This window comes from Streptomyces violaceorubidus (genome assembly GCF_000717995.1).
In the GTDB taxonomy this organism is placed as follows: Bacteria; Actinomycetota; Actinomycetes; order Streptomycetales; family Streptomycetaceae; genus Streptomyces; species Streptomyces violaceorubidus.
On the sequence record NZ_JODM01000064.1, the window covers coordinates 1 to 10,229 of the forward strand.

Here is a 10,229-nt window from a genome sequence, read left to right on the forward strand (position 1 = left end):
GTGCCTGCACCGCGTCCGCCCCCTGCCCGAACCGGGGTGTCCCCTCCAAGGACGGGCCAGCACGGCACTCCGGACGAAACGTGATCACGCAACGGCCCCCTGGGTCCATGGGTGTGCTGATGCCGCTGCCTGGCTTCGGCTGGGGTGAGGAAGCCGAAGGTCTTGTGCTTGCGCAGGCGGCGGCGGTTGTAGAAGGTCTCGACCAGCACAGGGCAGAGCCGCCTGCTTCGTCGACGCCATCCACGTGAAGCTGCGGCGGCGCGTTGGCCAACCGGCCGATCTACGTGGCCCTGCGCCGCAGGGTCACCAGGGAGGACCGATGCCTCCCGAGCCGGGGCAGAACCTCTCTCGCCTCCTTCAGCAATGTGTCCGCCAGGGCGTCACCGAGCGCTCGGCGCAGCTCCCGTTCGCGGCTGATCCACAGGTGATAGAGGCTGCGCCATATCTGCGGTTCCTCGGGCCGCTCACACACGTCTTCTATCTCGAAACCGGCGTTCTCGACCTGCGGTTTCCACACTGTGCCGGAGCCCGCACGCACGGTACGTGTGAGGACCGCACGAGAACCCGGCTCCAAAATCCGGTGCAGTTCTTGCAGAGTGGCTGCCCACTCGGCAGTGCCGACGACCACGTCGACGCAGATGGCGCCTTGCGCGCACTGATCGGACAATCCCGTCGCGCGCACTGTTCCCACTTGGAATCGAGCGCGTTCGGGTGGTACGAAATCGGATCGACGGGCCATCGCCAGTTCGACGGCAGTCCTGGAGAGGTCGACTCCGACCAGGTTCACAGCGAGGGCGCGGGCCAGCCACAACCCAACACCGCCGGTCCCGCAGCCTATGTCGGCGAGGAGTTGGCCAGGCCGCATGCGCAGCCTGCTCAACGCCGTTCCCAGCAAGTTCCAGTTGCAGGAACTGTAGGCCTCCACTTCGCTGGGGCAGGCGTCACCCAGTGCTTCGGCGTGCAGCCGGGGGAGGAGGTCCGAAGAGGCCGTCGCCGTGTAGAAGGCATCGAACTCGGCCTGAAGAGCGACCTCACGGGGGGACATCTTACTCATGGGTAGCCTCCTGGTGAGTCCTCGACACCTGGCGGGTTGCTTCCGCCCGAGACTGTAGTCGGCCCCTTGAGTCATGTGTAGTCGGTTTGGTGTCGTCGCTCACTCACTCATGACTGAGAATTTTGGCACGAAACGTGTTTCGTAGGGATCTGACAGTGAAAGACATCTGTACGTCCTGCCCAGGTGTGAAGGGCGCGGCAGTATGTCCGACACACGAGTACGAGATCTGGAGGAACACGGTCATGAGTGAAACCTTGAGCATACCCACGACCACGGAGCTGGACGAGCTCGTGAGGGACGTCGAGACCCGTGAGGTCCACGCCTACCTCGCCGTCACGGTCACCGACGACGACGAGCCGGCCGAAGAGGCCTTCGGGTTCTGATCGTCACCCCCTCCCTGCCCGGACTGTGGGCCCGAGTCCGGGCAGGGGCTGGATCCTTGCGACTCCCTGCTGAACCCCTCGACCGACTTCGCGGAACACCTCACAGAATCCAGACACCAGGGACCGATCCCAGAAATCCGACCCGACAGAAGAGGAAGTGCTGTGATGCGGGGACAGCTCCTGCCTCAGGCCGGCTCTCCCGCTCAGGCCGCCGGCGATAAGGCGATTGTGAGGGGTACTCACCGAGCACGGCCGCCCGAGGAGACCTGGAAGTGGATACAACCCGTCCTGTCACGGTGCGGGATCACCCGGGTCGCGGACGTCACCTGGCTCGATGAGATCGGCATACCGGTCTTCCAGGCGATACGGCCCAACGCCCATACTCTGTCGGTGTCCCAGGGAAAGGGCGCCGACGCCATGTTGGCCCGGGTCTCCGCCACTATGGAAGCCATCGAACTCTGGCACGCGGAGCATCCGCGGGTGCCGACGATCACCGCCACCGTCGAACGCATGAAACCGGCACTGGGATATTCGCTGGACGCGCTGCCCATGGCCACTCGCCATTTCATCGGCCCGGACTGCCGCTTCGACTGGTACCCGGCCATACGGATCGATGGGCAGGGCGATTCGTACGTACCCGCCCCGCTTCTGCGTCTGGACGCCTGTGTGACGGGGCGCTGGATCCCGACCGCGTTCCGGGCCACGAGCAATGGGCTGGCGAGCGGGAACGTGGTGGACGAAGCACTGCTGCACGGCATGTACGAGGTGATCGAGCGGGATGCCTCTGCTCGTGCCAGACGGTTTGGCACGGCGAAGCCGGTCGATCTCTCAACCGTCGACGACGCACTCGCACACCATCTTCTGGAACTCTTCGAGGCGGCTGGGGTGCAGGTCACCGTACATGCACTGGCCAGTCCTTTCGGTGTCCCCACCTTCGACGCCACGATCACAAGCCCTGCCTTTCCAACACCTTTCGGGGGCGCCGGAACCCATTTGGACGCAGGTGTGGCGCTCAGCCGAGCGCTTACCGAGGCGGCACAGTCCCGGGTGACGGCGATCGCGGGAGCACGCGACGACATAGGCCGGACACCTTACCGAGAGGCGCACTTCGAATCGGTGAATCGCTCACCGGCCGCTCCCGCCGCACCGAACGACGGACGACGCGGGGTCGACTTCAGCTCAATCGCCTCGTCCTCCCTGGGCAGTCTGAGTGACGAGACACGCCATCTCGCCCGACGGATCGAGTCGGTGACGGGACGGTCGCCGCTCTACGTCGATCTCACCTACCCGGACATCGGGATCCCTGTCGTCCATGTGGTGTGTCCAGGAGCGCTCAGCGACATCGGTCACTGAACCGGGCGCGGCCGCCGCCGCCTCGGGGGAGACAAGGTGCATGTGTTCATGGCAAACAAGTACTGCTTCATCGGTCCGAGTGTGCCGGATGCCCTGGAACTGGTCACGGGAACCGGCATTGAACTGCTCCCGCCGGTCGCCGCGGGCGATCTCGGGCGCCTGGACGCGCAGGCGGGTGACCTGGTCGGCATCGTCGACGGCTACTTCCACCAGCAAGGGTCCGTACGGCACAAGGAGATTCTGGATCTCATCGGTCGCGGGGTGCAGGTTGTGGGTGCTTCTAGCATGGGCGCACTCAGAGCCGCCGAGCTTGACCGTTTTGGTATGCGGGGCATAGGCCGGATCTACGCCGACTTCCGGGACGGCCGCCTGGACGCCGACGATGAGGTAGCCCTGATGCACGGTCCCGAGGACGAGGGCTACCGGCCACTGTCGGAACCGCTCGTGTGCATGCGGGCCACCTTCGCTGCAGCCGTCGAACGGGGTGTGTGTGATGCCGGCACGGCCGAGCGGCTGATCACCGTATTCTCCCGGCGCCCTTTCGGACGGCGTTCCTACGGCGCCCTGCCCGAGGCTGCCGCGGAGGCCGGACTGGAACCAGGGACCGTCCGGGAACTCCAGCGGTACTGCGTCGCTCACCGCAAGGATCCCAAGCGCGATGACGCCCTGGCCTTGCTGGAACACCTGCACAACGGCGCATCCGACGGGCCCGTCGTCCGACCCTTGCCGGAAGCAGTGCACCGGACGTCCTTCCTTTACGCCTGGCAGCTCGCCGCCCGTGCCGCCCCTGAGGGCGGGAACCCGGCCCGGACCAGCGCCCTCAGCCTGCTGCGCGCCTGCCAGCTCTTCGCCCCGGACTATGCCGTGTACCACCGGGACACGACGCTGAGTCTCCTGGCCTCACACTGCGCCACTCAGTGCGGGGAACACCCGTCAGACGGTGCCACGGTGAAGATCCGGGCGATCCGGCACGGCGAACACCACGGTCTCTACCGTCTGCCTGCGGACCGTGAGCGGCTCGGCTTTCTGGACCAGTGGCTGACCCCCGCCGAGACCAGCCTGGCATTGACCGAACAGCTGACGACCGCTCTGGTCAGATCGTGCCGCACCGCCCTCAGGATACCCTGGGACGAGAACGCCTTGTCACTGTTGGACGAAGAGCCTGTCCTCCGCACGGCCGGGCGGCTCGTGCGTCGTACCCAGGACGTCAATGACCAGGTCCACCGGGTGCGTCCCGGCCTCCGTATCGACATGATCCCCCGCACTCGCGTACTGGAGCTGCTCACGCTGTACTGGGACGCTCCGCTCGAGCATCTCCCCTTGGCCGCCCTGGACCGGGGTTTCCCGTCGGTCGACGCGGCGGTGGCCGCCGCACGGCCCTTCTACTTCTACACCCGGTGGAACGAGTGGGCGGTGCGAACGCTACAGGCGTCCCTAGCATGTGCACGGTACGCGTGCAACTGAGCTGAGAGAGCGCCGCCAGGTCCGCCGTCAAAGCCCGCACCGCCACCTTGAACCAGATCGCACACATCCTCATCACCGCCCCGGACGACATCCACGTCAAGTACACAGCCCTGCGTGGCAAGACATAGGTCGACGCTATCTCCCGGCTCCGCCCCACCGGCGACGCACCACACGTCGCCCTCCTGATCGCGCTGAAGTCCCTCGCCCGCCGGGTCCAGGCCCTGACCACGGAACACGACACCCTCACCGCCGCGCCACCGAGCACAACCCCGGCCTGCGCGCCGCGTTCGGTGTCGGCCCCGACACCGCGGCCCAGCTCCTGGTCACCGCCGGCGGAAACCCCGACCGCCTGCGCACGGAGGCATCCTTCGCGGCCCTCTGCGGCGTCGAACCCGTCCCCGCATCCAGCGGCAGGACCGACCGGCCACCGCCTCTCCCGCGGCGACGACCGCAGAGCGAACTCCGCCCTCTATCGCATCGCTCTCGTCCGCATATCCAGCGACGCCCGCACTCGTGAGAACGTCGCCCGGCAGACCTCCGCCGGACGCACGAAAAAAGGAGATCATCCGCCTGCTCAAGCGGGCGATTGCCCGGGACAGTCTGGAAGCTGGGGAGTGTCGCCGGTCCAGTCGAACCGGCCCGGGTCGCCGGGGCGCGGGTCGTACAGCGCCCGGCCCCCGGGGCCGAACTGCCCGAGCTCCGTGAGGAGGGAGACACCGTCGTCGATCTCCTCCGGCCTCCAGCCGGTGATGTCGAGCAGCAGACCGTCCAGCGGCCCGCCAACGAGTTCGGCGTAGCGCCGGTCTGGCCGCGGGCCCGGGTGGTCGTGGTCGGCGCCGTAGACCCGGCGGCGCAGCAGCTGCTTGTCATCACGGTTCATCCGTTCAGCCTTGCAGCCGCCACTGACAGCGCAGGCCTTTCTGCGTCAGCTGCGGAAGCGCGAGAGCCAGGTACCGCCGGCCTTCTGCTCGGGCACTGCCTGGTCCTGGTGCTCAAGCTTGGTGTGCTCGGCTTGTCGTTCAGCGGTGATCGCTCGCTGCTTGCAGTCCTCGCACAGGTGCGGGTGGGTCTCGCGCGGGGCGTCCCACCCGGCGGGCTCGATGGCCTTCCACCGTTCGTCGGTGAACCGGGTGCCGCAGCCGGCGCACACGGGACGGCGAGCCTCCCGCTCGACCCGGTGCTCTGCGGCGATACGGCGCAGCTCCTCCTTATGCTCCCGCTGCCGGGCTGCGTACTCGGCCTGCTTGCGGGCGTCGTGGGCTTCACGGAGCGGGTTGCCGATCGCCTCGAGGAGCGTCTGGTTCTGCGGCCGACCGAAGCGCCGGAAGACCGCTCCGGCCGGGCCATGCTCTTGGAGCTGCTTCATGCCGGTGACCACAATGGGCAGCTTGCCGTCGTACATGTGGAAGCCCCCGTCGTACGCGGTGCCCTTCCAGTGCCGCTCGGTCAGCTCGGCAAGCTGCGCGACGACGGTGTTGGGGTTGCGCGGGCCGATTCGGTTGAAGACGAGCAGCAGCGGCGGGTGCGGCCGGTCGCCGTGGCGTCCGTCGGGCACCCACCAGCGGGTGCGCCACATCGGCCGTTCCTTGCCGTCGACGTCCTTCACCTTGCGCTGGCAGAACCGCATGTATTTGTCGATCTTCGCGGCGAGGACCTGAGCGGACTCGAAGCAGTTGTCGATCTCCACGAACAGCAGCGGCACCCCGTCCTCGGGCACGGTGATGACGATGTCCGCTTGGGCGCCGCCCTTGCTGGGATTGGACCAGGTGCCGGTCGCGGGCAGCGCCACCTCGGTCGTGTAGGAGGCGATGGTGCCCAGCCCGGCGGGCGCATCGACTGCCGTCTGCGCTGCGGCGCGGACGTCGGCCGGCTCCTGGGCGAGCTGGGTGAGGTCCGGCTTCGGGCGCAGCAGGGCGAGCACGGCTTCGTTGACCGTCATCGGGTGGGAGGCCCCGGTGCGGCCCGCGCCGCGGGCCGGGTTGCCCATCTCCCCCACCGGCCGCCCCAGCTCGCGAGCGGCGGCCTTCAATCCCATCGGGGTGAGGTTGCGCAGCGTGTCCCCGCCCGGGAGCTGCCCGCCGTTCTCCGCCAGGCCGTGCTTGCGCAGATCCGACAGCGCCCCGGTGTGGGAGGCGGTGCGGGCCTGCTTCCGCTTCGACGGGGTCGGCTTGTCGGTGTGCCGGTAGCTCAGGTGCGGGGCTGAGATCTGCTGGATCTGTTCGACCGTCGCGACCTTCAGCACCCCGAGCACGCGCAGCACGTCGCCGCGCAGGTTGTTCGACGACCCCGCCGGGTTCTCCTCACGCTTCCCCGCCATCAGCCCCGCCCTCCCGTCGTCCGCGTCCGGCCACCGGCCGGACGCCGGCCCCGCCCGGCCGCAGAGGGCACCAGGCGCGCCCTGAACCCGATGATCGCCTCCACCACTGACACCCCACCCCCACCTATTTCCCAGGGCTTGGTCAGTGAGAGGAGGAGAGAAGAGGGTAGTGACAACGCGGGGCCCGGCCGTGTCTGCGTGGTGACCTGGGCTTTCTCCGTCCGGCTCGGTGCCGGGCACCAAAGTGGGTTCCACAGTGGCGTCCCAAGTGCGCGCCGCAGCAGGCCGGGGCTGCTTGCCCGGTGCTGGTCGGGCCCGTGGTCGGGGCGGGCGGGCCCGGCGCCTGCCGGGGGTCGGTGCGTGGTCATCGCGGTGGCTCCTTCGGTTCAGGCCGCCCTGGTGGGCGGGGATTCGAGGGAGCAGCGTGCAGGGGACCCCCTTGTCCGCGGTCTGACCGTGGCAGGTAGCAGCCGTGGTCAAGGAGAAACGTGGCCATAGTCGGGGCGGTAGCAGAGGTGGACAAGGGGTCATGGTCGGACTCGTGGTCGGGCCGACCACGCTGGACAAGGAGGCCCACTTTGACCCTTGCAGCCCTGGTTCGCCCGTTCCGGCTCAGGGATGAGGCCTCTGTCCACAGGCTGGCGGGCTGACTCTGCTGGGACGTCGCCGTGATCGGCACGGCGACCGTACGTCAGGAGCTGCTCATGTCCCCGATCGTTCCCTCGCTGCCCCCGCACCTGGTCCAGCTCGGCTTCGACTACGTCCTGGCCGTGGCGACCGGCGACGACGCCACGGCGGCGCGGCTCGTGCCCGAGGTGGAGCAGCTATCGGGGCTGCTGCCGGCCATCGCGGAACTCATCGTCTTCCCCGTGACCGCGCTGTCCGACGACACCGAGCCCTGCGCCGACTCCTTCGTCCTGGACGAGGTCGGCGTCATCTACCTGATGGCGATCAGGGAGTGGGCCACGCACGCCCCCGCGGCTGCCGCGCCGGGGATCGCCCGCACCATCGCGCACTTCGTCGGCCAGGTCCTCGCCGACGCACCGAAGGACGTCGTCCCGGCTCTACGGGCGCTGCGCGATGAACAGGTGGCGCGGGCCCGCGCGGTGGTGGAGAACGTGGTAGCTCTGCACCGCTGACCGCACCACCGCACCGGGTGGGTGCGCACTGGTGTGGTGGTGCGCCCATCCAGTGCGCACCGCGTCCATCCGGTGCGCACCACGATGCGCACCACCGTCCATCCGGTGCGCATCAACTCGGTGGGCGGTGCGCACCTGTGCGGCCGGCGCGCGGGAGTGGTGCGCACCGGGTGGACAGTGGTGCGGTGGAGTAAGCCTCCGCCAACTTGAAGTCGCAGGTCAAAAGGCTGGTGTGACCGACCCTCGAGGTACTCGTGCTGGTCATGGGCGGGAGTCCGCGGAGAAGATCATCCGTCAGCGGTTGATTTCGAGGTTCGTCAGGACGAGCAGAGCACGCAGAAGTCGGGTGGCGCGGGCGGGATCGGTGCGGAGCTTGGTGAGGATCCGCCAGTTCTTGAGGTGGGCGAAGCCGTGCTCGACCGGTGCCCGTCCGATCGCGAGGACGCGGTTGGCCTCCTTCTCGCCTCGAGTGAGCTTGTGGGTACGAGTGGCGATGTAGCCGGTGACGACCACGGGGTCGAGGATGTCGTTGTCCAGGCCGCGGAAGCCAAGGTCGGCCAGCGCCCCGAGACCGGCGGCGCGCAGGTGGGCCAGGATGTGGTCGTGGCGGGCGGCGGTGTTGTCGTGGGTGCGGCCGGGCCGGGCGGCTGATATCCAGATCAGTCGGCCCTTCTCGTCGGTCAGGGCGAGGAAGTGCAGGCCGTGGCTGCGGTGCTTGCCGGAGTAGTTCCGCCGGTCGGCCTTGCCGGTGCGGCGTGTGGTGCGAATGAGGGTGCCGTCGATCAGGACCACCTCCCCGCCCTGCCTGGCGACCTTCTTCAGGGCGCGGTCCAGGCGCGGCGCCTGGGCGGCGAGCAGCCCGATCAGCTCGTCGCGCCAGCGGCGGACGGTGGACTCCGACACATTGTTTCCGCCGGCCATGTCGGCCAGGCGCTGGTCGTGCCGCAACACGGCCAGGACGATCACCGCGATCTTCCCGGGCGGCAGGATCCGCCACCTGGACCGGATCGCCTTCAGGCGCCGCCTGAGCAGGTCGGCGAGGTGGTTGACGGTGCGCGTGGACAGCGGCAGACGGCACTGGTAGACAAGCGGGCAGGTGTCCTCGGCGCGCTCTTCGGTATTCGTCACACAATTCCAACGGCCGCCGGGAGCCCCCCGGTTACGCCCGTTCCCAGCCGCTCGGAGTGGCGGTACTGCTGGTCACAGACGGGTGGTGAACCGGCCGTCGGGCAATTTCCGGAGCCAGCCGCGATCGACAAGCCTCACCAGCTTGCTGCGTAGCGGTTCCAGCTTGGACCGCACGCTGACGTCCACCCCCACCACCTCGCCGACCTCACGGGCCATGACTGGTCCGGCGGCCTGCCGCACAGCGGCGATGATGCGCTGGTAGTCCCACGGCAGCGCGTCCTCCTCCACTCCCGGCTCGCGGTGCGGGATCAGCATGACCGCCCGGCCGGCCACTTGCCCCGGCATCGGTCGGGCTGAGGAACGTTCCTCGGCGAGCTGCCCAGTCATCCGTTCAAGGACGCGTTCGGCGACGGCGAGTTCGTCCCGCTCTGCCCGCACTTCCGCCAGCTGTTTGACCAGCTGCTCTTCGAGTTCGTCCAGTTCCGCGCGCCGCGCGGTGATCCGTTCCAGCAGCTCGGGATCCAGCATGCACCGGATCGTAGAAGGCTGCCGGACTACGGCGAGCAAGAACCGGACAGTTCAGCTACCTGCTTCTGCTGACGACCGTTTGCTCAGGGCTCGATCGCTATGAATGTCGGTTCTGGTCGGGCCGACCATGCGCCAGACGCTGAGCTTCGGCCGTGACCTCGGCATCGAGCTGGGCCAACGTCCTGTTCCCGTACCCGACGATGTCGTACTCGTCATCAAGCTCAGCAAGGCGCTCGGCCAGGGGTAGCTGGTGGCCGAACCGCTGGTGGATGCGCATAGCAAGCTCTCGCGGCGTCAGCCGGCCCGCCAGCATCTGGTGCGCGAGCGCCCGCACGGCAGCGTCCTGCCCGGCCTCGCTGTCGCGCGCATAGAACACAAGGTCCAGCTCGTCGAGTACGACGGGAAGCAGGTCGGGAACGTCGTACTCCGCCTCGGCACGTGTGTATCCGGCCAGAATGCGCAGTGCCGGGCTGTCTAGTCCGGCAACGAGTGCCGCGCAGGCAACCTCGACGACATCGTGAGCATGGGCCTCTCCGATACTCCAGAGAACAGCGAGGTCTTGCAGGTCATCGGTTGCGGCTTCGATCGGCGACACCTACGCATGATCCCCTGCACGAGATGGTCCCGTCGACCGCCTTTCGACTCAGGCGCCGACCGCGCTGACGGACGATCTACTACTCAAACAGTCGCCCGTGATCAGCACGAGCGCCACGAGAACCGGTCACACCAGCCCTTTGACCTGCGGCTTCAAGTTGGCGGAGGCTCAGTGAAGTAGCACCCGATTCCCAGAGGAACGCCATCCCCGTGCGCTCTTCTGATTCCAGTGTGAGGCTCACTGCCGTGGCCTTCGGCCGCCCTCGGGA

11 protein-coding genes are annotated in these 10,229 nt (G+C 68.1%); 5 read left to right on the forward strand and 6 right to left on the reverse strand.

Features of this window, described 5'->3' with window-relative positions; all coding sequences use genetic code 11:
• Nucleotides 1-280: 280 nt before the first annotated feature.
• Entirely contained in the window at nucleotides 281-1,054 is a 774-nt protein-coding gene (locus tag IE94_RS0133480; protein ID WP_030191983.1) for a class I SAM-dependent methyltransferase, read from the reverse strand.
• A gap of 242 nt (nucleotides 1,055-1,296) precedes the next feature.
• Between IE94_RS0133480 and IE94_RS40100 the strand changes: the two genes are divergently transcribed.
• The 4 genes from IE94_RS40100 to IE94_RS41940 all read left to right on the forward strand — a co-directional run bounded on the left by IE94_RS40100 (nucleotide 1,297) and on the right by IE94_RS41940 (nucleotide 4,771).
• Nucleotides 1,297-1,437 carry a hypothetical protein gene (locus IE94_RS40100; protein ID WP_157849426.1) on the forward strand — a complete coding sequence of 47 codons (141 nt, stop codon included), beginning with the start codon at nucleotides 1,297-1,299 and terminating at the stop codon, nucleotides 1,435-1,437.
• Between the two features lie 165 nt (nucleotides 1,438-1,602).
• Nucleotides 1,603-2,790, forward strand: coding sequence for a YcaO-like family protein (locus IE94_RS0133490; protein ID WP_063829766.1), 1,188 nt, complete (start codon nucleotides 1,603-1,605; stop codon nucleotides 2,788-2,790).
• A 48-nt stretch (nucleotides 2,791-2,838) separates the two neighbouring features.
• Complete coding sequence (locus IE94_RS37370) at nucleotides 2,839-4,254, forward strand: TfuA-like protein (protein WP_157849427.1); 1,416 nt, start codon at nucleotides 2,839-2,841, stop codon at nucleotides 4,252-4,254.
• Nucleotides 4,232-4,771, forward strand: a complete 540-nt coding sequence (locus IE94_RS41940) for a transposase (protein ID WP_078606677.1) — start codon at nucleotides 4,232-4,234, stop codon at nucleotides 4,769-4,771. The genes IE94_RS37370 and IE94_RS41940 overlap by 23 nt, the downstream gene beginning before the upstream one ends.
• A gap of 57 nt (nucleotides 4,772-4,828) precedes the next feature.
• Here IE94_RS41940 and IE94_RS0133500 read toward each other — a convergent pair whose 3' ends face one another.
• Nucleotides 4,829-5,134, reverse strand: coding sequence for a hypothetical protein (locus tag IE94_RS0133500; RefSeq protein WP_051777857.1), 306 nt, complete (start codon nucleotides 5,132-5,134; stop codon nucleotides 4,829-4,831).
• Between the two features lie 45 nt (nucleotides 5,135-5,179).
• Entirely contained in the window at nucleotides 5,180-6,571 is a 1,392-nt protein-coding gene (locus IE94_RS0133505) for a replication-relaxation family protein (RefSeq protein WP_030191992.1), read from the reverse strand.
• A 704-nt stretch (nucleotides 6,572-7,275) separates the two neighbouring features.
• Between IE94_RS0133505 and IE94_RS37375 the strand changes: the two genes are divergently transcribed.
• Nucleotides 7,276-7,710 (forward strand): hypothetical protein, encoded by a 435-nt coding sequence (locus IE94_RS37375; protein ID WP_157849428.1) that lies wholly within the window; start codon nucleotides 7,276-7,278, stop codon nucleotides 7,708-7,710.
• Nucleotides 7,711-8,004: 294 nt separating this feature from the next.
• Here the strand turns inward: IE94_RS37375 and IE94_RS0133515 are convergent, their stop codons facing one another.
• The 3 genes from IE94_RS0133515 to IE94_RS0133525 all read right to left on the reverse strand — a co-directional run bounded on the left by IE94_RS0133515 (nucleotide 8,005) and on the right by IE94_RS0133525 (nucleotide 9,961).
• A complete protein-coding gene (locus IE94_RS0133515) occupies nucleotides 8,005-8,838 on the reverse strand; it encodes an IS5/IS1182 family transposase (protein WP_051777861.1) in 834 nt (277 codons plus the stop codon).
• Between the two features lie 72 nt (nucleotides 8,839-8,910).
• Entirely contained in the window at nucleotides 8,911-9,366 is a 456-nt protein-coding gene (locus tag IE94_RS40535) for a hypothetical protein (protein ID WP_245235374.1), read from the reverse strand.
• A gap of 97 nt (nucleotides 9,367-9,463) precedes the next feature.
• Nucleotides 9,464-9,961, reverse strand: a complete 498-nt coding sequence (locus IE94_RS0133525) for a hypothetical protein (protein ID WP_030192000.1) — start codon at nucleotides 9,959-9,961, stop codon at nucleotides 9,464-9,466.
• Nucleotides 9,962-10,229: the final 268 nt, after the last annotated feature.

Coding starts and splice junctions, on each gene's coding strand:
- IE94_RS0133480 (WP_030191983.1), bottom strand. CDS start 1,054: ATGAGTAAGATGTCCCCCCGTGAGGTCGCTCTTCAGGCCGAGTTCGAT.
- IE94_RS40100 (WP_157849426.1), top strand. CDS start 1,297: ATGAGTGAAACCTTGAGCATACCCACGACCACGGAGCTGGACGAGCTC.
- IE94_RS0133490 (WP_063829766.1), top strand. CDS start 1,603: ATGCGGGGACAGCTCCTGCCTCAGGCCGGCTCTCCCGCTCAGGCCGCC.
- IE94_RS37370 (WP_157849427.1), top strand. CDS start 2,839: ATGGCAAACAAGTACTGCTTCATCGGTCCGAGTGTGCCGGATGCCCTG.
- IE94_RS0133500 (WP_051777857.1), bottom strand. CDS start 5,134: ATGAACCGTGATGACAAGCAGCTGCTGCGCCGCCGGGTCTACGGCGCC.
- IE94_RS0133505 (WP_030191992.1), bottom strand. CDS start 6,571: ATGGCGGGGAAGCGTGAGGAGAACCCGGCGGGGTCGTCGAACAACCTG.
- IE94_RS37375 (WP_157849428.1), top strand. CDS start 7,276: ATGTCCCCGATCGTTCCCTCGCTGCCCCCGCACCTGGTCCAGCTCGGC.
- IE94_RS40535 (WP_245235374.1), bottom strand. CDS start 9,366: ATGCTGGATCCCGAGCTGCTGGAACGGATCACCGCGCGGCGCGCGGAA.